The 22,023-nt window shown below is 68.6% G+C and carries 13 protein-coding genes; 1 reads left to right on the forward strand and 12 read right to left on the reverse strand.

Features of this window, described 5'->3' with window-relative positions:
* Positions 1 to 40: 40 nt before the first annotated feature.
* The 12 genes from DEFCA_RS0110050 to DEFCA_RS0110105 form a co-directional block, all read right to left on the reverse strand.
* Positions 41 to 5,014: a CxxxxCH/CxxCH domain c-type cytochrome gene (locus tag DEFCA_RS0110050; protein ID WP_025322892.1), complete on the reverse strand. Its 4,974-nt coding sequence runs from the start codon at positions 5,012 to 5,014 to the stop codon at positions 41 to 43.
* Positions 5,015 to 5,111: 97 nt separating this feature from the next.
* Positions 5,112 to 6,917, reverse strand: a complete 1,806-nt coding sequence (locus tag DEFCA_RS0110055; RefSeq protein ID WP_169709536.1) for a ligand-binding sensor domain-containing protein — start codon at positions 6,915 to 6,917, stop codon at positions 5,112 to 5,114.
* Positions 6,914 to 8,947 carry a WD40/YVTN/BNR-like repeat-containing protein gene (locus tag DEFCA_RS0110060; protein ID WP_025322894.1) on the reverse strand — a complete coding sequence of 678 codons (2,034 nt, stop codon included), beginning with the start codon at positions 8,945 to 8,947 and terminating at the stop codon, positions 6,914 to 6,916. Before DEFCA_RS0110060 ends, DEFCA_RS0110055 begins: the two co-directional genes overlap by 4 nt.
* 393 nt (positions 8,948 to 9,340) lie before the next feature.
* Positions 9,341 to 10,087 carry a hypothetical protein gene (locus DEFCA_RS0110065; protein ID WP_025322895.1) on the reverse strand — a complete coding sequence of 249 codons (747 nt, stop codon included), beginning with the start codon at positions 10,085 to 10,087 and terminating at the stop codon, positions 9,341 to 9,343.
* 77 nt (positions 10,088 to 10,164) lie between these two features.
* Positions 10,165 to 14,043 (reverse strand): hypothetical protein, encoded by a 3,879-nt coding sequence (locus tag DEFCA_RS0110070; RefSeq protein WP_025322896.1) that lies wholly within the window; start codon positions 14,041 to 14,043, stop codon positions 10,165 to 10,167.
* Positions 14,044 to 14,063: 20 nt separating this feature from the next.
* Positions 14,064 to 15,110 (reverse strand): ligand-binding sensor domain-containing protein, encoded by a 1,047-nt coding sequence (locus DEFCA_RS0110075; RefSeq protein ID WP_025322897.1) that lies wholly within the window; start codon positions 15,108 to 15,110, stop codon positions 14,064 to 14,066.
* A gap of 359 nt (positions 15,111 to 15,469) precedes the next feature.
* The gene (locus tag DEFCA_RS0110080; protein WP_025322898.1) at positions 15,470 to 16,309 is read right to left on the reverse strand and encodes a peptidase associated/transthyretin-like domain-containing protein; all 840 of its coding nucleotides are present in this window, start codon (positions 16,307 to 16,309) and stop codon (positions 15,470 to 15,472) included.
* Between the two features lie 117 nt (positions 16,310 to 16,426).
* On the reverse strand, positions 16,427 to 16,957 hold the full coding sequence (locus DEFCA_RS0110085) for a TlpA family protein disulfide reductase (RefSeq protein WP_025322899.1): 531 nt from the start codon (positions 16,955 to 16,957) through the stop codon (positions 16,427 to 16,429).
* A 19-nt stretch (positions 16,958 to 16,976) separates the two neighbouring features.
* Positions 16,977 to 18,461: a cytochrome c3 family protein gene (locus DEFCA_RS0110090; RefSeq protein WP_169709537.1), complete on the reverse strand. Its 1,485-nt coding sequence runs from the start codon at positions 18,459 to 18,461 to the stop codon at positions 16,977 to 16,979.
* A gap of 228 nt (positions 18,462 to 18,689) precedes the next feature.
* Positions 18,690 to 19,265 carry an isoamylase early set domain-containing protein gene (locus DEFCA_RS20645; RefSeq protein ID WP_169709538.1) on the reverse strand — a complete coding sequence of 192 codons (576 nt, stop codon included), beginning with the start codon at positions 19,263 to 19,265 and terminating at the stop codon, positions 18,690 to 18,692.
* A 759-nt stretch (positions 19,266 to 20,024) separates the two neighbouring features.
* On the reverse strand, positions 20,025 to 20,594 hold the full coding sequence (locus DEFCA_RS0110100) for a hypothetical protein (RefSeq protein WP_025322902.1): 570 nt from the start codon (positions 20,592 to 20,594) through the stop codon (positions 20,025 to 20,027).
* Positions 20,591 to 21,172, reverse strand: a complete 582-nt coding sequence (locus DEFCA_RS0110105) for an RNA polymerase sigma factor (RefSeq protein ID WP_025322903.1) — start codon at positions 21,170 to 21,172, stop codon at positions 20,591 to 20,593. Before DEFCA_RS0110105 ends, DEFCA_RS0110100 begins: the two co-directional genes overlap by 4 nt.
* 318 nt (positions 21,173 to 21,490) lie before the next feature.
* Here DEFCA_RS0110105 and DEFCA_RS0110110 point away from each other — a divergent pair, with 318 nt between their 5' ends.
* Complete coding sequence (locus DEFCA_RS0110110; RefSeq protein ID WP_025322904.1) at positions 21,491 to 22,018, forward strand: TlpA family protein disulfide reductase; 528 nt, start codon at positions 21,491 to 21,493, stop codon at positions 22,016 to 22,018.
* Positions 22,019 to 22,023 lie beyond the last annotated feature (5 nt).

Genomic DNA, 22,023 nt, shown 5'->3' on the forward strand with positions numbered 1-22,023 from the left:
GCGGTCGGCTCCAGTGCGCCTCACCCGCATCGATTCCACCTCACTGCTGCGGCGCCAGCCGGTTCCACCCCGTGCTGTTGCTCTCTTTCCGGTGGCAGTTGTTCGCCTGCTGGATGCTCGGGTCCGAGTTCACCGTGCTCCAGTTGCTCACGTTCTTATCCAGGCAGTTCGTGATCAGAAGCGCCGGCAGCCCGGTCGCGTGGGGGCTGTGGCACTTCGAACACGTAAACTTGTGCGCCGTGGGGTTCACCCCGTCGTTGCCCACACCCCCTGCGCTGTACCACACGGAGTACTGGCTCCCCTTTGTCGTGCTCCCCGGCGTGCCGCCGTACCACCCAGTGTTCCGGGGCGGCGCGAACTCGCCACCGTTCTCCGCCGGTTTGTCGTTGCTGAAATCCCCGGCGAACGGTCCGCTGTTGTCCGCCCCGCTGTTGTTCCCGTACTCGAACACGTTCACCCCGTCCTGGTGGGCCATGAACAGCCAGGTGCTCTGCCCGCGACGGGCGTCGAACAGGTCCACACCGTTGATTCCGGTTCCTCCGAGGGTCGAGTTGGAATGGCCGTTGGGACCCCGCCATAGGTTCGAGCCAATGTAGTAGTCCATGTTGTCCACGTCCGAGCCGTGGCACAGCGTGCACAGCCCGGCCGTCTCGGCCAGGGTGTCGTAGTTGGGATCGTCCGTGGGCCGGCCGGAGTTGGCGTCGATGAAGTACCCGCCCTTGTTCCGGGAGGTGGCGTCCGCCCACAGCCTGGGCACGGCGTCGCTGAAGGACAGGTTGGTCGGCTGAGTGGTGGAGAACCGGTTCCCCACACTCAGCGGACCCGGCCCGCCGGTGGTCGGGTACGTGTAGCCGTTCAACGGCGGCATGTCCGGGGGGTAGGGGTTCCCCATCCACGTTCCCCGCAGGTGCGGCCGGCCCGACTGGGTGTCGTTCACGGCCTTGTTCAGGTCGTGCACGTCGTGGCAGTACGAACACCGGATCTGAGCGCTGCTCTCCAGGGTCTGGGCCCCCGTTGTGCGGATCACGTTGCCGTTACCGTCCACGTTGTTGGCCACGCTCGAGCCCGGGTTCGAGCCCACGGTGAAGTCCACCGAGTGCACCGACGAGATCCGCCGGCTCAGGGCGTAGCTCGGAGTGGTGTTGGGGTCGTGCTGGTAGCCGTCCTTGCGGTACATGCCGTTGCCAGACGCATCCACCCAGTAGGGGGTGAGCGTGGTCCACCCCGAGTCGGAGTACAGCCACCCGTAGTTGTACGAACCGGCCGTGTTGCCGTTCACGTCCGGGATCTGCACCACCGGCCAGCTCGTCCCGTTCGTATCCGCGTTCGTCCCCCACTCGTTGATCTGGTCGTTGGTGCCGTGGCAGTTCCAGCAGATCTCCGCCTCGGTCGTGCCGCTCGTCGCCGTGCCGCCCAGGAAGATCCCGCCGTGCTGGGTGTAGTCGATGCCCAGCTGCGTCTGCATGTTCATCGTGGTGCCCGAGCCGTCGTCCCGGTTGTTCCAGCTCGTCGGCGGCAGCGGCACCGTCACCGGGCCCGAGTGCCCCGTGTGGCACTTGTTGCACTGCGCATCCCAGTCCGTCGCCCCCGACAGGGTTTCGCCGGTCGACGCCTTCAGGTGGGAGCCGTAGACCGTGGTCTTGCCCGTGGCGCTCCCGTCCTCCCACAGCACCTGGGGCGCGTTGGGATCCGTGGTCCGATCCGTGCCGTGGCACAGCATGCACGACGCCCCGAACTCCTTGGTGTGCTTGTGGCAGTCCGTGCACCGGCTCGTGCTGTTGTGGCCGTCGCCCGAGGTGGAGGTGTAGTGGGCCGTGGTCGTGTGGCACACCTGGCAGATCCCGTCGTAGGGGGCCGCGCTCTTGGCGTAGTCCGTGCCGGTGGTGTTGTTCGTGAACGTCGGCGTCACGGTGGTCTGCGGCACCCCGTAGGTCCCGTCCGAGACCTGGGTCACCGCCCTCTGCACCATGTAGATGTTGCCGGTGCCGCCGCTCGTGCGGTCGCCGTGCGGGTCGTGGCAGTCCCAGCAGAACGCTCCGCCGTCCGTGGTCTGGTCGTGCTTGGCGCCGTAGTGGTTCGCGTCCACGTTCAGGGTGGAGTTGATGCTCGCGTACCCCGTGCTCGCCCCGTCCGGGTCGTACCCGGACCCGGCCGTGCTGTGGCACACCAGGCACACGTCGTTCCAGCCCCCGTCCTCCGTGGTCCCCCGGCCCAGCGTCCCCTTGTTCGCCAGCCGAAACGGGTTCGCGGCCGTGCCGTGGGTCACACCGAAGTCGTGGCAGTAGCCACACCCCTCCGGGTCCGACGCCGGCCCGGAGAACGCGGCCGCCGCGTTGAGCGACACATCGTACGAGCCGGACGCCTTGCCGTGGCCCGAAAAGCCCCACTCGTCCGAGCTAAGCACGGCCGTGGTGCCGTTGTCGTACGTGAAGTCATCCACGTCCGAGGTGCCCAGGTGGCAGTCGGTGCAGCTCAGGGTGCCGCCCCAGGTGGCGCTGCCGCCCCCGTGGCACGAGATGCTCGAGCAGCTCGTGGGCACAGTGAGATCCCCGACGGTGCTCACCGTAAAGCTCACGCCCGCGCCGGTGTCCGGTGCCAGGTCGAAGGTCACGTCCGCGTGCTGGGCTGGGGTGGTGATGCTGGTGCCCGTGGTCGTGGTCGGCTGGTGGCAGGTCTGGCAGCCGTAGTTCGAGTGCTTCGGGTGGCTGTTCTTCTTGGTGCCCGCCTCGATCGCGGTGTCGTTGGCATACGATGGGCCGAAGTCGTGGCAGGTAGAGCAGTCCACGGTGGTCGAGTCCCACGACGCCGCGACCCGGGGGGCCGTGTTCGTTCCGTTGAACGGGGCCGTCCGATCGAGCCCCTGGCTGTGGCAGTAGGTGTTCGAGCACGCCCCGTACCCCGAGCCCACCGCCGCGTCGCCTGCATAGGCGCTGTTCGCGTCCAGCCGGGCTTCGGCCGTGTCGAAGGCCACGTCGGCCTGGCCGTTCACGTGGGCCGGGTAGATAACGCTCACCCCGTCGGCCGTGGTGTTCACGTGGCAGGTGTTGCAGGGGAACGAGTACCCGCCGGTGCTCCCGGCGTGGGTGGGGTGGGCGTTCGACCCCGGCGGGGCCGTAGCCGTGGCCCCGTGGCAGGTGCCGCAGGCCGCGGTGGCCGCATCGTTCCACACCGGCGTGGTGTCCGTCCCCTGGCTCGCGGCCGGGAACAGGGTGGTGTCGTCGCCGTGGCAGTACAGAGCCGTGCAGGTGCCGTAGGTGGTGGTGTCGTTGGGGCGGCTCCCCTTGGCCAGGCTGTACGCGCCGTTGGGGTTCGTGCCGTCGTAGGGCAGGTCGATGTCCACGTTGTTGCGGATGGTGCCCGGGCTGGTGGCCCAGGTGTTGTCGAAGTCGGTCTTGTCCGCGATGCCGGTCTCGTTGTGGCTCGTGCCCCCGCTCCCCCCGAGCTTTCCGTGGCAAGCCTCGCAGGCGAACCCGGCCGTGTCCACGTGCTTCTGATGGGCATTGGTGGTCGGCGGGAACCCGTGGCACCCGTCGCACGAGGCCGCCCCCATCGTGGTCCCCTGCTTGCCCGCCTGCAGATGGGTGGCGTGGCACCCCGGCCCGGTGGCGCAGGTGGTGTCGGCCAACGCGCCGCCCTTGTGGTCGGTCTGGAGGTCCGTGGTGAGCGAGGTGTGGCACGCCACGTTGTCGCACACCCCGGTGGTCACCGCCGGGCTCCCTGCCCCCGGGTTGAACCAGTCGCCGTCGTAGGTGTCGCCCGTGCCGTCCGGCGGCGGGGCACCGATCAGGGCCAGGTCGCCCGGAAGCTGCGCATCCTCTCCCTGGATCGTCCGGCGGATCATGGTGTCGTTCTGGAACGTGGTGTCCGCCGCTGTGGTTCCGTGCTGGTCGTGGCAGTCCATGCACCCGGCGCTCCGTCCCGTACCCGGGTCCCCTCCCGCGTTCGGTGTGGGCGTGTGGGCCGCGTGGCCTTGGTGACAGGCCCGGCAGTTTCCGTAGAAGTTCGTGCCGAACGTGGAGGTCCCGGCGGTGGTGTCCAACGCCAGGTTCGCCTTCAGCCGGGGGGCCGGGTCGAAGGCGTTGTCGCCGTTCGTGTCGTGCCGCAGCTCGTGGCACGTGTCGCATCCACCCAGGATCCTACCGTGGCCGTAGGCGTAGTAGTTGTCCGTGAGCCCGCCGTTCTCGTCCTGGGTGTGGCACACGTCACACTCGTTCAGGGCCACCGTCTGGTTGGTGGCAGCCTGGCCGTTGTTCCCCGAGGTGTTCTGGAGAACGAGGAGGGCCTCCCCGTCCACGCTGCCGTGGGCCCCGTGGCACTTGGTACAGTAGATCTGGCCCGAGGCGTCCGCGTCGGCGCTCCCTGAGACCACGGCCACGTCGTTCAGGCTGAGCTTGGCGTTGGAGGCCGAGTGCTTCGGCGGGGCGGTGTATCCGTTCAGGGTTCCGCCGTCCGCGTCGTGGCAGTTGGCGTTCTGGCAGGTCTTGGTGGAGATCTCGGCGTCCGAGGTGTCGGCGGGGGCACCCACCAGGGTCGAGTTCACGGCCAGCAGGGTTTGGGACGCGTCCACGCCGTGGATGTTGGGGTTGGCCGGGTTCGTGGTGTCGAACCCGCTCACGGTGTGGCAGTCGAGGCAGTCGAAGGCCGTCGCGTCCTGGGTGAAGGTGCTCTTCGTCACGTCGATGGGGTGCTTCGAAAGGGCCCCCGCCCCGAACAGGTGATCCACCCCCTTCATGCGGTCCCGCGCGATTCCGGAGGGGTTCGAGGCCGAGCGGAACGCCTCGTGGCAGAACAGGCACCGGATCGTGGGATCGGTGGAGGTGATCCCCAGGTCGAAGGTCTTCTGGCTCTGCTTGATCAGGTGGGTGCCGGGGACGATCTTGGAGGCGCTCACCGCGTGGCATTCGTAGCACTTCCATCCCGGGGGGTAGTGCGTGGCCCGGCTCTCCGTCGCCAGGCCCGCCACCAGCAGGACGGCGGCCACAACGAACCAACCCGCGCTCCGAAGATATCCCATGGATCCAACTCCGAATCCCATTGCGATTCCTCTCCGCCTAGCGCGCACAGGAGCCTTCCGTGGCGCTGCCACCGAATACCGAGGGGGCCGGTGAGGGTTACGGCCCGCCGGTGGCCGCCGTTTGCACGCCCAGACCGTCCGTTCCCAGGAAGATCTTCCCGTCCTCCGGCCAAACCGAAGTCACCCGTCCCCCCTGCCAGATCCTGCGAGCGCCGGCCGGATCCCAGAGCCACAGCCCCCGGTTCGTCCCCAGCCAGATCCTATCGTCCCCCCACGCCCAGGAGGTGAACTGCTCCCCCCGTTCCAAGGGCACCGTCGGTCCCGCCTCCGCGACGTCGAAGACCCGTACGGACCTGGGTTCCAGGCCCCACACCCCGGCCCCGGCGGACCGCACGTGCAGCGCCATCGCATCGCCTTCGGCCACCCGTGCCCACCCCGTCCCCCCGTCCTCCGAGCGGTACACGGCGCCGCCGCCGGCCGCCCAGACCCGACCCGGCCGGGCCGGATCGGCCGCCACCACCCACCGGCCGGCCGCCGGAAGCCCCTGGGACACGTGCCGCCAGGGCCCTTCGGCCTGCCGCCGGACGATCCCCCCCTCGGTTCCGGCGTACAGGGCTTCGCCGTCCCAGGTCAGAGAAAAGATCGTGTTGGCCGTACCCAAGCCCTGGGAGACGTCCTCCCAACGGCCCTCCCCCGGCAGCCATCGGAACACGCCCCGCCCCCCCGTGCCGGCATAGAGGAAGGATCCGGCCCGGAGGAGAACGTTCACCGAGGCCCCCGGTAGCCCCCGTTCCCGGGCAACCCAGGTTCTTCCCCCGTCCTCGGAGCGGAACACGCCGTTGGTGTCGCCGCACCAGAGGCTCCCGTCCGGTTCCCGCAACAGCGAAAGCACGCGGGTGGCATCCAGCCCTTCGTTCTCCGCCCGTTGAGGGGCACCGTCCGGGCCTAGGCGCCAGACCCCGTCGTGGGCCAACCCCGCGAGCCACCCATCCCCCACGGGCAGGAGCACCCGAACCTCGGCGGTCTTCCAGACGCCCAGGACCCGAGGCCGAGGCTTGCCCGACGCCACGAGCCCTTCCCCCGCGAAAAAAGCGAGCCACCGCCCCCCCGGGGCAACGGCCACGGCCCCAACCATGCCGAAGAATCCCTTGCGAACCCGCCTCCAGGTGGCCCCAGCGTCCCGGCTCTCCCACAGGCCGAACCCGCGGGTGGCCAGAAGGAGATGCTCCGGCCTTCCGGGCTCGGCGGCGATCCGCCGGACCCGAAGCCCCGGCGGCATCCCGCCCACCGCCTGCCACCCCTCGGCGGTCCAAGAGAACAGGCCGGCACCGTCGGTGCCCATGAGCAGGGGCCGGGCCCCTTCGGACGGCAGGATCGCCGTAACGTGAAACGCGGGGGGGGATTGGGCCTCGAGGCCCTCGTCCAGGCGCGTCCAGGTGCGCCCCCCGTCCCGGCTCTCGAAGAGCCCCTGCCCTGCCGAGCCCAGGTACACCCTCCGGCCGTCGGCAGGGTCTTGCGCGAGGCAGAGCACCTCCCGCACCCGGGTGGCCATGGGGGTCTGGAGCCCCTCCTGCACCCGCTCCCAGGTGGCGCCGTCGTCAACGCTGCGCCAGAGGCCGTTTCGGTGCTCGGCCGCCAGCACCGCGCCGCCCGCCCGGGCGAGGGCCGTGACGTGCCGGGCGGCCCAGAACGCGACGCGCTGCCATCGCCCCCCCTCGAAGCGAAACAACCCCCGCTCGGTGCCGGCCCAGTCGGGAGCCCGGGCGGATTCGTCCAGGAACAGGGTGGTCACGGATCCGCCGAAGGGGCCGACAGCGGACGCGGCCGGCGCAACCACGCACGCCAGCCCGACCGCCACAGCGACCCGGGCGATCCGCCGGCCCCACACCGAGGCCCACCTCACCACTCCCCTCCCAGTGCGCGCAGGAAGCACCCTCCACCTCCACCGCCGCCACCGCCGGGCGACGAAGCGCCCGCCCCTCCCCCCCCGGGCGGGGGTTCCGTGCCATCCCCGGGCGGCTCACCGCCTCCGGGGGGAGGCACGGCTGGGACCTGAACGACCACCTGATACGTGGCGGACTCGCGCCCCGACGGCCCACGCAATCGCACGTACACCGGCCGCACCCCACCACCCGAGACCGAGTAGGCCAGCTCCCCAGCGACGGCCTCCTCTCTCCAGTTCACCATGTCGGAACTCAGGAGCACCGCCTCCACTCGCCCGACGGTCTCCAGCCCGAGAACCACCTCCCCAGAGGATTCGACCGAAACCACCGAGATGCGCCCTACCGGCACTTCCGATGGGGGGAGCAGATCCACGAACCATAGTCCCCGGTGTCGGAGCGCCGCCACGAGCCGGACCCCGCCCGGCTCAAACCGAAGCCGGCGGACCGAGGGCATCGACCCGTCATCGCTCAGGCACCCCTCGTCCGGGACACCGGCCCAACTCGCCCCTCGGTCCGTGCTCACGAACACGCCCTTGTCCTGAACGAACGCGGCCAAGCCCTCCTCGTCCGAGTCCGACACCGCCACGGCACTCACCGGGAACCCCTCGGGCACGTCATCCACCCGAAGCCAGGACTCACCTCCGTCGTCAGAGGACCACAGCCCCTCTGCCGTTCCGGCCAGCACCCGGCCGGTCCCGCGCTGCGAGGCGGCCAGGCACAGAACGGGCGGGATTGCATCCTTCAGCAGGACCCAGCTTTCCCCCCCGTCATCGGACGCGTAGATCCACCCAGATAGGCCGTTGCCGCCGCCGGCCAATAGCCGGATTCCCTCTTGAACCGGAACTGCTGTGACCGCCCACGGCTGCTGGCTAGTCTCCGGGAGTCCCTCCACCCGAGCCCATTCGAGCCCCCCCGCGGTTCCCAGGAAAAGGCTGGGGCTCGCCCCTGCCAGGAGCCGGTCGGGTTCCGCCGGATGGAACAAGAACGACCCTATCGACCGCCGGTCACTGGTCGCCGCAAATCCGGCCGAGCGGTCCTCCCAGGAACCGGCCCCCGGGGCCCACCGGTACAAGCCCAAGGCGTCGATGAGCGCCCAGGCCTCCCCCCCGCGGTAGGCCACCCCTCTACCCGACCCGGCGGGAAGGCCGTTGCCCGACCATCGTACCCACTGCCCCACCGCAGGGTCCCATCGGGCCACGGTACCGTTGCCGGACCCCCGCTCTGCGGCTCCTCCGGCGAGCAAGGCACCGCTCCCCGTGGGATCGAAGGCGAAGTCCGCCACGTCAAAGGCCCGCAGCCCCACGCTCGCGTGGACGAACTCGGCCGAACCGGCGGGGCGCCAGAACACGCCTGCCTCGTTCGTGCCAAGCCACTCGCCCCCCGCGTCCACCAGAAGCGAAACCACCTCCAAGCCCGGCTCCGGCAACTCCAACGGGGACGGGGCCGCTACCGGGCCGGAGGCGTCCAACTCGTACAGCGTGGGGGTCACGTCGCTGACGAAATACAGGATCCGGCCCGGCACGTCCGGGTCGGCCGCCACAGCCTCCGCGAACCCAGGGTCTTGACCGAGGGCAAAATTCGTCATCTCGCGGGTGGGTTCTGCCCCGTCGGGATCGACCACCCTCAGACCGTCTCCCCCGAAAGTGGCGATCAGTCCGGCCCCGGCAAGGACCATGTCGGCCACGCCGACCCCTTCCGGGTGGCGGTACAGCAGCGTTGCCCCCGGTCCGGGGACCGAGACGCGAACGATCTCGCCGGCCTGGGTGCCTAACGCAAAACCACCCCCCCCCAAAGGAACGAGCCTCGTCACCGGAGCTTGAGCGCCCCGGTCGCTCCAAGTGGTGCCCCCGTCCGCCGTGGAGAACACCCGGTCCTGAGAGGTGGACCATGGCCCGGCCACGAGGAGCCGGTTGCAGTCACCATCGTCCACCGCCACGGCGGCGAACGCCTCGACGCGCCGGCCCTCCACCACGAACGACTCGGACTCCACCAGTGACCATGTGTCTCCCCCATCGGCAGACACAAAAAGCCCCGAGGAACTGGCGGCCCAAACCGTTGCAGGGGCCCCACGGCACACGGCCAGATCGTTCACTTCGATACCGGCCAGGCCGGCGGGGATCCACGCCTCCCCCTCCGAACCCCGCCGATAGACCCCGCCGGCCGTGGCGACCCACAGAACCCCGTCGGACCCGCCTACCAAGCGGCGCGCCGATCCCCCCCAAGGTCCACCGACCCCGGGGGGGTACGGCTCCCATCGGTCGGTTGCGGCCCCGCTGTCCCCAGCCACCGAGCCGACAGCGACCGCCCCGGCGACGAGGACCCCTATCCAACGCCGGAGGAGGGGGAAACGAAAAGCCCGGGGCAACGGCGGGTCCTTCGCCCGTCAGTGACAGGCTTCACACAGGGTGTTGTCGTAGTCGCGTAGCCGGAGGAGTGCGTCGCCCGACTCGCGGGCCACCAGATCCGTATCGACCTGCTCCTCGGATCCCACACCGGCCAGGTACCCGTAGTGGGGGTTGTGGCAGGTGGTGCAGGTGACCACGTGGGGCTCCTCGACCGTCTGCCCGTCCACCGTCTCCACCACCGTCTCCAGGGGGAGGCGGGCCACGAGCTCCCGCCCCCCGTCGGGAAGGTTCCGGAACTCCAGGACGTCGGCCCGCCCCTCCTGCGGAGGAGCGTATCGGGTGTACACCTCCTGGCCGTCGGCGGGCCTCACGATGCGGTCGGGGACCCCGTCGTCGTCGGTGTCCTTCTTGTAGGTGGGATGGTGCGCCCCGGGGCGGCGCTGGTCGCCATGGCAGATCCCGCAGAGTTCGTCCACCGGCCGGCCTGCCCCGCCGGCCACCAGGAACGCCTCACCGCCGGTCTCCGGACGGTGGCATCCCGTGGGACGGCCGTCCTCGCCCAGCGTGCCGGCACACGAAACGCTGGGATGGCCCTGGACCGGCTTCGCACCGAACAGGCGGGCCCAGAACCCAGGGGGCTCCGGCACCACCTTGGGTGCCTCGGCCGGCCCCTGGCCAGCCGTGTGGCAGGCCTTGCAGTCCGCCCCGCTCCCGGGGTGCTCGGCCGCCCCGGCGACCCCAGCCGCCAGCGCCGCGCCGACCACGAGAATCCAAATCCGTCTCATCCGCACTCCCTGTAACTTTGAGCCTTCGGCCCGCCCCTCGTCAGCCGTCACCCGTCACTTGTCACCCGTCACCGTCCCTAATGACACGCGGTGCACAGGGTGTTGTCCGTGTCCCGCAGCCGCAGCATGTTGTTGTCGGGGATCTCGGTGTACGTTCCGCCGCCTCCCGACCCCACGTCCACGGCCAGATCGGTCCCGTGGGGCTGGTGGCAGGTGGTGCAGGCCAGCTCCACGGCCTGGCCCGGGAAGATGTCGTCCAATCGGGGCAGGTCCACCTGGGTCGGGTTTCCGACGGCGGTGTAAGTGGTGTCGGACCAGTACATGACGAACTCGTCCACGTCCCCCTCGCCGCCTGCGGGCACGTCGTAGTTCACCCCGGTGGGCTCGTTGTAGGCCCGGGTGAACGAGATCCCTGAGGGGTGGTGAAGGGGGTTTCCGTTGGGAGCCGTGTCGTTGTAGGCGGTGTGGCAGCGGGTGCACAGGCCACTCACATCGTCGGCGGCCTGGAGCGTCTGGGTCCGCAGGCGTTGAAGCGTTGCCGAGGCCGCCGGAAAATGGGGGAGCGTGTTGTCGTGGCAGGCGGTGCAGTCGATGGGCGTGGTCACGCCGGGGGCCGAGTCGATGAACGGGTCCTCGGTCTGGATCGCGGCATCGCCGTGACCGCCCCGCGAGTACCCCGAGGGTGTGGCGTAATACACCCGGGCCGCGTCCGGGGCGAGTTTGGAGGTGTACACGGCCGTGTCGTTCCGGTCATACAGCCGGATCTCGGCCTGGCTGTCGAGCCCGTCGTGGCACCCCGCGCAGGCCTGGCTCCGGCCCAACCCGTCGGAGTCCCCCGTGCCGTCCCCGGCGGAAGCCAGGTTCCAGTGGAGCCCCTCTGCGCTGGACGGATTGCCGTGGCAGTCCACCCCGGTGCAGGTGCTGTCCGCCGGATCCACCGCGTCCCCCGGCGGCGTGGTGGGCAGGGGGTTCCCGCCGTAGGCGCCCGTGGCCGGATCTCCTGTCATCCCGTCCCAGGAGCTCAGGGTCCGCGGCTTCAGGTCCACGAAGGCCCGGCTCAGAATGCTCCACGTCCCGCCCAGTTCACCCGACTGGGCGTGGTTGTTGCCGGAGCCGGCATCGTCCCCGTGGCAGGGGCCGCACAGCTCCTTGGCGTTATCCGACGCGGGGAACTTGCCCAGGAGGAACCTCACGTGCTCGATATGGGCCCCGCCCCCGCCGGTGTAGTTCTCGGCCACCAGGTTCGGATCCCCCCCTTCCAGCGCCCGGGCGGCCGGGGCCGGGGGGAACCCGTGGCAGCCGTTGCAGGCGGCCTGGGGGAACCCGATCAGGCCCTGGTTCGTGGTGCCCTGCCCCTTCTTGCCCCCGTGCCGATGGCACTGGGTGCAGTTGTTCCCCACCTGGTGGTCGGTGGACAGACTCTGGCTCCGGTAGTTGTGGGACACGTTGTCGGCGCTGTTCTCCGTGGGGTTCTGGTGGCACACCGTGCACAGGTCGTCGGTGTTGTCCGTGTCGGGCTCGTCGAAGCTGTCGGTGCCCGTGGTGTTCTGGAACACGACCGCGCTCCACCAGCTCGTGTTCTTCACGTCCGCCTCGGAGTCGGTGGGGGCGTGCTTGATCTTCTTCCGGATCATGTAGATGTTGTGCTGTCCGTCGTCCGGGTCGCCCTGCCCCGAGCCGTGGGGATCGTGGCACTCCACGCAGTCCTTGAAGAAGTTCATCTGGGACTTCAGGTCGTTGCCCGCGCAGTCCGTGAGCCCGACGCTGCCCTCGTGGGTGTACACCCAGCCGTAGGTGTCCTGGGTTCCGTCGGTGCTCTGGTCGTAAAAGTGGCAGGCGTTGCAGAACCCGATCTTGGTGGTCGTGTTCTGGGCATCTTGATTGCACCAGAGCTCGGTCGACACGTCCGTGTTGTCGTGCATCTCGCCCGAGGTCCCGAAATGGGTCGTCACCCCGTCGGGGGTTTGGATCGTTCCGGTCTTGTAGTAGGTGGACCAGGGGGTGGTGTTCAGGTAGTCCGACATGTACCACGACCGGAAGTAGTTCCGGATGGGGGTGATGTTGCCCAGCCTGGGGTTCTGGGCCGGATCCGTGTAGTCGGTGTAATCGATCTCGGTGGAGTCCGCCACGCCGCCGATCGTGAACTTGATGCCGACGGTCTCCCGGGGGTACGTGGCCCCCTTCACCACGTGGCCCACGCCGTCCGCGGTCTGCCGGTCGCCGGGGAGGAGCTTGTAGGCGGTGGAGCCGTGGTAGAGGTGGCACTCCAGACACGGAACCCGGGGCTCCGGGTTGCCCGACCAGGGGAAGCTCCCCGTGATCAGCCCGTTGCCCCGGCCGTGGCCGGCCTCGAAGAAGTAGCCCCGGTTCCAGGTGCTCCCCAGGGGGTTGTTGATCTTGGGGGGAAGCCGGGTGCCCGACGGGAAGGTGACCGTTCCGTAGGTGGGATCGGTGAGGTCGAAAGAGAAGTTGATCGTGAACTCCACGTCGGTGCCTGCCCCGTCGTGGCACGACAGGCAGAACTGATCGTAGTACTTCAGGCTTTCTCTGGTGGAGAACGTGGTCCCCCGCGAACCGGTGTAGAAGTTGCCGTCATCGTCCTTCAACATCGCGTTCGTGGGCCCGCCCCGGGTGTCGTGGCACTTGAGGCACCCGTTGTTGTCAGGAACCGTCATGTCCTGGGTGACGTCGTAGTTGATGGTGTGGAAGCTCAGGAGGTCGTTGCCCAGCACCGCCCCGATGTGGCCGAACTCGCTGTCCACGTGGTCCACGTTCGCCAGGCTCGCGGCCGAGTTCGGGTCCCGGCCGGTGGAGTGGCAGTCGAGGCATCGGAAGAAGTTGGTGTTGTGGGGGCCTTGGTGGCAGCCGCCGTTTTTCTGGAGGCAGTTCTGGCTGGTGTTGCCCACGTTGGCGTGGACGTCCGCGTGGAACGGAAACACCGGCGCGGTGGTCGCGGGATCGGGCGGGGTCACCCCTTCCACCGTGTAGGAGCCGTTGTGGCAGCCGTAGCAGACCACCCGATCGTTCGTCCCGTCGTAACCCGTGGTCGAGAAATTGCTCGTGCCGTAGGGGTTGGCCGGCGTGTCCGCCCCGTTGATGATCAACGCCTTGTTGTTCGCGCCGGCGCCGGCCGCCGCATGGGGATCGTGGCAGTCGTAGCACGGCAGCTTCCCGGTCAGGTTGCCCCGGGCGGCGAGGTTGTGGCCGCCCCCCGGCTGGTTGTAGGCGGTGGCCACGTCCGTCGCCGTGATCCCGGTGGAATACGGCGGGCTGGGGCTCCCGTCGTGGCACACGAAGCACAGAAGATCGCTGGACGTCAGCGTGGCCTTGGTCCAGTCCACCCCGCCCCCGCTCGAGGTGGCGCCGCCGTTGGGGCCGTACGGAGCCGTGAGCCGCGGGGGGTTGTCCGCCAGATTGTTCGCGCCCGGGTCCACCGCGCCGATCACGATGCTGTGGTGGTTGGGGTAGCCGTCGGTCGGGGACTTGGTGCACTCCGTGGCCGGGGTCAGGTCCGGTCCGGGATTCGTGGCGTTGTCCGTGTCGCCGTTGTGGCAGTCGTTACACAGGATCCGGGTGGAGATCGGGTAACTGGCGCTGTCCCCCCCCACGTCCACCGGGTGGGCGCTCCCGTTCACCCCGCCGGCCGCGGCAGCGATCTCGTTGGCGATGTCGCCCGTGGAGCTGTGGCAGTAGGAGCAGTCCAGGGGCTCTCCCCCGTTCCACTGGCCGCCACAGTAGAAGTCCGTCTGGTACAGGGCATCCTGGACATTGTCGCTCAGGATGTTCCGGGAGCCGGGAACCACCTTGGTGGAGCGCAGGGCGTGGCACGACAGGCAGGGTCGGCCGAGGGAGTGGTCGGCCCGTGCGGTTCCCGCGTAGCCCACGAGCGTCGCCAGCACTCCCCAAGCCACCACGGCCCCGCGCCCAACGGGGAAGATCCGGAGGATCCGGTTCATGGTCTACGCCACTCCCTCGCTCAGTAGCTCTTCTCGAGCCGATTCAACCCGTTGGCCGTCCCCACCCACACCTCTTTGCCCTTGACGAACAGGCTGGTGATCCGGTCGTCGGTCAGTCCGTCTTCCGAGTAGAAGTTCGTGAACTCGAACCCGTCGAAGAGGGCCAGCCCCTTCTTGGATCCGAACCAGACCAACCCCCCGTCCACCGCGATCGCGTTCACCGTGGAGTGGGGCAGGCCCTCGGCGATGTCGTAGATCTTCCACGAGCCGTTCTCATACACGCTCACCCCGCAACATCCGCCCAGGTAGCAGGTGCCCCCTCGTACCGCCAGGGTGTACACGAAGTTGCTCGCGATGCCGTCGGCCACCGTGAAACTCTTCCACCCCTTGCCGTCGAACCGGTAGACCCCCCGGTTGGTGGTGCCGATCCACAAGGTGCCGTCCGAAAACGCAAAGTCGGACACGTTGTTGAGCACGGTTCCCGGCTTGATCGTGCTCTTGTCCTTCCATCTCTCCCCGTCGAACGTGAGAAGCCCGCCGTGCATGGTGCGCGCCGCCACCCAGAGGAGACCTTCGTGGATACGAAACACCGTGTTCACCAGCTTGACCTTGCCCACCTTGTCCTCGGTCCTCCAGGACACCCCGTCCCAGATGCTGATGCCCTCCTGGGTGCCCACGAACACGAGCCCCCGGTACTTGATGATGTCGGTGACCCGGTTCGAGGCGAGGCCGTCCTCCACCTTGGTGATGATCCAGTTGCCCTCCTCGAAATTGAGCCGGGCCACGCCGGCGTCCGCCGTGCCCACCCAGGCGTCCGTGTCGTCCACGTAGAGCGCGGTGATCCGGTTCGAAGGGAGCCCGTTTTCCGTGGTGTACCGCTGCACGACCCGCACATCCGGAACCGCCGCCGCCCTCTCCTCCTCGGGCTCCCCAGCGGCCTCGGGCTCAGCCCGCGCGCCCCCGGCCGCCTCTGCCGCCGGGGGAGGCGCCGGCTCCTTCCGGGGCTTCGGCTGCCGAACCTCCTCGGGTATGGGCGGGGGCAGGACCCGCGCGATGTCCTCCTGCACAACGGGCTCCAGCCGGCGGGCCCTCCTCAGAGCCTCCTCCCACAGGTCGGCCCGCGTTCTCCCCGCCGGGGGGGGAGGCGGTTCCAGCCGAGGCTTCTCGGGGGCCTCCCGGACCTCCTTCGGCGCCGCCGCGGCAGGCTTTGGTTGGGCGGAAGGCTCCTGTTGCAACGACGGCCGAAGCCCCCCTGCACACCCCAGGAGCCCGACCGCAACTCCCACAACCGCAATCCTCAGGCGAATTCGCATGGCCACTTCGTTTCCCCGGGCTCCGCCGCCTTCCGCGCCCCCTCCCCACGGAAACGCGGGCCGCCGCATGCCGGTCCCGTCCTCGAGAGAGCCTCGACGTTCCGTTCCCAGCTCTACAGATGGCACTTCAGGCACAGCTCGCTATCTTCCTCGTACGACATCACGACATACTGCTTCTGGTCCGTCGGCATGTGGCGCGTGTGGCAGGTATCGCACGTCACATATTTGTCATCCAGAAGATCAAGTCCTTCCGGCTTTTGGTAGGCTCCCTTATACTCCGCCAGGTCCAGCTTCGGGATGACCTCCATGTTCATTCCGTCTGGATGCGTGTCTTGATACCGGATCTTGCTGTAGGTCTGTTTTCTCAGACCGAGCATCATGAGCTTTTCCTTGTATTCTTCCACCTGATCCTCCGGCACCACGATCCCCCGCAGATCCTTACCGGTCTTGACCACGTCCTCATAGGTAGCCGTTTCGAGGCAGGGGTTGGTGTCGTGGCACGCGGTGCAGTACCGATCCACCTCGGAGGACGGGAGGGGCTCGAGGCGGAGCTCGAGCTCCTCGTCCTCCCGGGGGTCCGCGATCACGATGTCGAACTTTTCGCCGTCGGAGGCCGCAACCGGGTAGAACCGCACGGGCACGTCCACGGTCACGCACCCGATGATCAGCCCCGACTTGCTGCGCACCCGCAGGCTCACCTGGGCCGTGTGCGTGAGGGGAACCTTCTCGAACACGAACCTGCCGTCACAGTCCGTGGTGGTCACCTCGTACAACAGGCTCACCGAAACGCCGGGCGCCGGCTCCCCGGTTTCCCCGTCGACCACCCGGCCGCGCACGTCGCGGTACAGGGCCCGTTCCGGAGGCACCGCCGGCTCCGAACCAAAGGCCGTGACAGCGGCCAGCAAAAGCAGCAGCCCCCCCGCGCCCCACACCCACGTGCCGCGTCGCCCCATGGTTCACCTCACTCTGGAAAAACCGCTCCGTCCCAAGAGCCCCGCTCGCCCACTCCCCCACCGGAGGCGCGCCCCATCCCGCCTGCGCCGCCGGAACGTGGCCGTCTCACCGCCCGTTCACTGCTTCGCCAGCAGCTCCCGAATCCTCGTTTCGAGAACCTTCTCGTCCCCCGGCCGGTAGCCCCCCTTCAACAGCGCGATGGTCCCGGCCCCGTCCACCAGCACCAACGCGGGCGTGAACGAGAAGCCGAACAACCCCGGCGTCTTGAACTCCGGATCGTGGAGAAACGGGAACTGGAACCCGAAGTGCTCCCTGTAGCGCTTTACCCGGGCGGGACTGCCCGAGTCCACGCTGATGGCCACCACCCGGATGCCGGGATATCTCTCCCGGAGCTCCTTCAGGGCCAGCAGCTCCTTGCGGCACGCGGCGCAGGAGGTCTGCATGAACACCACGGCGCCCACGCTCCCCGACAGGTAGTCCTTCACGTCCACGGTGCGCCCCCCTTCCACGTCCGGCAGATTCAGGGAGGGGAACGCCTCCCCTTGCGCATACCGCTCCGCGGCCGGGGCCGTCGCCACCCCGATCGTCATGCCCGCCAGAAGGACCACCACCCAGCACCACAGGACCCTCGCCGTTCTCTTCTCCATCCCGATCTCTCCCGCCCGCTCAGTGGCTGTGGCACTCGCTGCACAGCGGATCCAGATAATCCCAGCTCGTGGGGAACTTCCGGAGCATGGCCTGGGTGTTTTCCGTGGCCGACGGGGGATTCGGTGCGACTCCCCCCTTGTAGTCCCAGTGCGTGGTCGCCGTCCCGTGGGGATCGTGGCAGGTGAGGCACATGACCCAGCTGGAGCCCAGGGTCGGCCCGTACACCCGCTGCTCGATCGCACCGCTCGTCCCGTTGTAGAACGGGAGGATCCCCGACTCCGCGTACGCGTCCGGCGGGGTGCCCGCGCCGTTGGGGTCGCTGAACGGGTTTGCGATGTCCATGAACCCCGAGGTGTACTCCCTCCACTGGCTTATGCCCACGCCCGCGTTCGCGTGGAGCGGCTCGGTGCTCCCCGTCCAGCTGCCGTGGAAGAAATTCTTCGCCAGAATGGAGTTGTTCGGGTCCCCCAGATCCGCCTCCATGTGGCACCCGAAACAGACGCTCATCGCGAACTCGGTGGCGGTGTCGACCCCCGCCCCGAACAGCCCGTCGATCAAGAACCGGTTCTTGGTTCCGTGGGGGTTGTGGCATCCTTGCCCCGCGCCGCCGGCCAAGCAGGTGACGTCCATCTGGTTGCCCTCGATGCTCGTGGCGTAGCCGTGACCGTTGGTCTCGTAGTAGTCGAAAAAGGGCGGTGCGTTCGTGTAGGGGGCCCCCGCGTTGACGTCCTTCGGCGGCACGGCAGGCACGACCCAGGGCGCCGCTGTCTGCTGGGTGGACGGATCGGACCGGTCCGAAGGGCCGACCTGGCCCGCGGGCACCGGCCCGTTGAACTGCTGGAACGAGGCGTTGGCCGCACCCTCGTCCACCCCGTCGTGGCACGACAGGCAGAAATCCTGATACGCCGAGTAATCGCCGGAGCGGGCCACCGGATCCCCCGCCACCTTCCCGGTGGCCGTGCGGTCGTCTGGATACACGAGAAAGGCGGCGTCACTGGGGTGCTTGGTCCCGTTGCCGTGGCACTTCTTGCACTCGTTCAGGCTGGCGTCCTCCGGCGTGTTGAAGTCGCCGTCCACCTGGTAACGGATGTTGTGCTGACTCAGGATGGTGGAGTCGTTCACGGCCCCGATGCCGTTGAAGAACCGGTCGACCTCGAAGCTCGCCTCGGTGGTGTCGTCGAACAGCCCGCCGTTGGCCGAGGTGGTGTGGCACACCAGGCAGTCGTCGTTGGGGATGACGAACGACTTCTTGTGATCGTGGCAGGTGCTGCAGTTGTCGTACTTGGTGTCGGTGGTGTGAGGATAGGGAGGAGGCACCACCCCGGTCACCGAGTCCCAACCGCCCCCGGTGGGCAGGGTGCCGTCGTGGCAGTCCATGCACAGCCGCGCGGGATACGTCGTGTACCCCGTGTTTCCCACGCGCGCCCACAGCCGCTGATCCTGCGCTCCGTGGGGCACGTGGCACTCGGCGCACACCCCGCCGCCCGTGAATCCGTTGTCCACGAAGTCATGGGGGCTTCCGACCATGGCGGCGGGCGCGGGGGCGGCGAAGAGCCCGGCGAGAACGAGGGGGGCCCAAAGCCCCATCCGGAGAGGTCGCGGCTGCCGCTGGCCTGTTCCCATGCTCACCCATCCTCCACCATGCAAGCTGGAGCCGGCCCCACCCCGTTTCGGGCGCACAAAACCCCGCCGGGTGACCGTGAATCACCCCGCCGTCCGACGCCTCCCCAGCTACAACCGGATGCCGGCCCGCTCCGCCCCCACGTACAGCACCGAATTCCGCCCCCCGAAGCCGTCGGGGATGATACCGGGCGCGTTGGGATCGGGCAACCACTTGGTCCCGTCCACCACGAACGAGTACTGGTAGCGGCCGGGCTCGAGGCGCAGCCGGAACACCCACCGGTCCCCCTGCCGCACGGCGTCCACCGGGCCGGGGGTCCGGCCCCAGTCGTTGAAGTCCCCCACCAGACGAACCTCTCGCGCGTCGGGGTCCGCGAACTCAATGACCACCACCTGTCCCCGCTCGCCGAGCACGGCGTTCAGGCGGTGGACCTCGCGGGCCAGGAGCCCCACGAAGAACGCCAGCACCAACGCGGCCAGGGTGGTGGCCGGCCGAAGCGCCGGAAATCGCCCCCACCACCGCCTCCACCGGCCGGGGCGGGGAAGCTCCCGGAGCCGGGCCTTGACCCGGGCGGCCAGGTACGGCGGCGGCTCCGGCCGCTCCTCGCCCAGGGCCTCCAGCGCGTGCTCAAGGCGTTCCAACCCGTCCGCCAGCCGAGCGCACCGGGCGCACGCAGCCCGATGCATCTCTGCCTCTTCCCGCTCCGAGGGAGCGGCCGTCCCCTCGATCACCCGGAACCACAACGTTTCGAACCGATCACACCCCATATCTCCCCCGTTCCTCTTCGGGCCTTAGGCCCGCTAGGCGGCTTCCATGTAACTTCTGCTAGGATGCTGGGAGGCTAGGACGCTAGGACGCATGAAAACCTACTTGATTCCAGAGTGTTCCAAGTATGGCCCCGCCTCTTTGGCGCCACCTCACGGTCTCGGGAGGCATGGGGTCTGCTGGAGAGCCGCGTGCGGCCCCTTGGCTCGCCGCGCAGCGCCTCCACCGCTTGCCCCGTGAAATCGCTCGTGTCGGCCGCTCTCCTTATGAAGCCACCGCCGGTGCCCCGTGCCTGCGCGGCGAATCTCAATGCCCGGCTTCGCGCGCGGCCGGAAGCAGGCCCCATGCCCGCCGCCGGCAATGGCCCCGGACCAACGCACGTTACCCTTCTCCGTTGTAGGGTCACGCAGCGGCCGAAGGGGGCTTCCATGTAACTTCCGCTAGGAGGCTAGGACGCTTGAAAACCTCCAGGATTCCCGAGCTTTCTAGTCTCTAGTTTCCAGTCTCTAGTCGGCCGGAAGCAGGCCCCATGCCCCGCCGCCGAAACGGTGCGGGGATCGGTGCAAGTTGCTTCTTCCAAACCCGCCGCCCCGTGGCCCAGCGGAGCTCCCACGCGTTTTCCTGCATGGAGGAAATGCGTAGTCTCTACCGGAGCCGCGGCAGGGGGTTACGCCATCCCCTCACCGGGGGCGCTTCGAGCGGCGGAAGGCGATCCGCACGTCGGGCAGGCCTCCCCCGAGGGGCCGGTCTTCCCTGACGGACCGGAGGATGCGAGAGGTCTCCGCCCCCGCCCACAGGGCATCGGCCACCATCTCCACCGCGGTGAGCCGGTCGGCAGGGGGAAACCCTTCCAAGGTGAGACGGTCCACCAGGTCGGCCGCCCGCCGCAGGGTCAGGGTGCGGCGGTCCAGCGCCCGGAGGATGGCGTCGGCCCCCGCCCGTTTCGCCACCCCCTCCCGGAGCTTGGACAACAGGTCCCGGTCGGGGAGCCCGGCCACCCGCGCCCGGGCCAGCAGCAGCAGAACCCTTGCCGTCTCGGACGACGAGAACCCAGCGTCCTCACACGCCTGCTCCGCCTGCCGGATCCGGTCCTGCGAGAGCCCTGCAGCCCGGGCCTGGAGACGCACCTCCTCCAACGTGCCGGTGAGACGCCCCGGTCCCAGCCGCCCCACGGCCGGCTCCCCCGCCGGGGTCCACCCCGCCGGCCATCCCAGGAGCACGAGCAACCCCACGGCCATCCACCGTTTCATGGTCCTTCCCCGTCGAGCAGCCCCAGCCGCCTCAAGATCATCTTCTTCGCCCGAAAGATCCGGATCTTCACGTTGTTGAGCGAGATCCCCACGATGTCGGCGATCTCCTGGTAGGGCAACCCCTCCAGGTAACACAGGACGAGGGGGGTCTTGTATTTCTCGGGCAGGTCCCGAAGGGTTCTCATCAGCCGGCTCCAGTCCTCCCGCCGGAGCAGCTGGTCCAACGGGTCGGTCTGGGGCCGGTGTGCGAGCAGGGCAAGGGGGCTCACGCTGTCGCTGTCGACCTCGTCCCTACGTACTTTGTCCCGGTGCCGGTCGATACACTGGTTTCGTGCGATGGTGAACAGCCAGGTGGCGAACCGCCGGGACGGGTCGTAGGTGTGGAGGAAGCGGTAGGCCCGCAGGAACGTGTCCTGGGTCACGTCCTCGGCCCGGGAGGGGTCCTGGAAGAAGTGCAGGGCGAACCGGTAGATGGGCCCCTGGTACTTCTCGATCAGGGAGCCAAAGGCGTCCCGGTCCCCGTTCAGGGCCCGGACCGCCAGCTCCGAATCCGTGTCGAAATACCCGTGCGAGTCCATGGACCTCGTGTGCGTCGAAACACCCTCGTCAGCGTGAAACCGCGCAGTCCGGCACCGAGGAGGGTCGTTCGTTCCAGAATCCTCCCCCCCGGCAGAGGCTGCAGCAACCCTCGTGCCGCCTCGGGGGTAAAGCCCCGAACCGCACCGGCCGATCAAGGGAACATCCGGTCAAAGTCCGCCCATTTGACTTTGGTTTCCCGCTTCGCCAAGCTAAGCCGACCCCCGCGGCACGGTGCTTGCTGGCGGGGGTGGAGTTTCGGTCGGCCCCTTCACCCGCGTGGCGAGGGGCACAACCCTTTTCTTCCACGGAGGAGCACCTTGCGGTTTCTCTGCACGATCCTCGTCGCGCTGCTCTGTTTCGCCCAACCCGCCCTGGCCCTGTTCGGTGCGGGCAAGAAACCCCAACCCGGCTCGGACGCCCCCACGTTCAACGCCCCCCTTCTGCAGGGCGGAGACTTCGACCTCGCCCCCTATATCGGCACCAACGCGATCCTTCTCGACTTCTGGTCCATCTACTGCGTCTCGTGCATCCAGGAGATGCCGCACCTGGTGGACATCTACAACCGGTACAGGGATCAGGGGCTGGTGGCCGTGGGGGTGGACCTGGACAGCTTCGGAACCCGACGGGTCAAGAAGTTCGTGAAGGGGCTCGAGTTCAAGGTGACCTATCCGATCGTGATCGACAAACGCCGGGAGGTCGCGGCCAAGTACGGCGTGAGCGTGCTGCCCACCACCGTGGTGATCGGCAAGGACGGCAAGGTGATCTTCTACCACGTGGGGTACTCGCCCGGCGACGAGGAAGAGATCGAACAGAAGGTGAAGGAGGCCCTGGGCGCAGGGCAGTGATCCCC

It is taken from the genome of Deferrisoma camini S3R1 (assembly GCF_000526155.1).
Taxonomy (GTDB): domain Bacteria; phylum Desulfobacterota; class Deferrisomatia; order Deferrisomatales; family Deferrisomataceae; genus Deferrisoma; species Deferrisoma camini.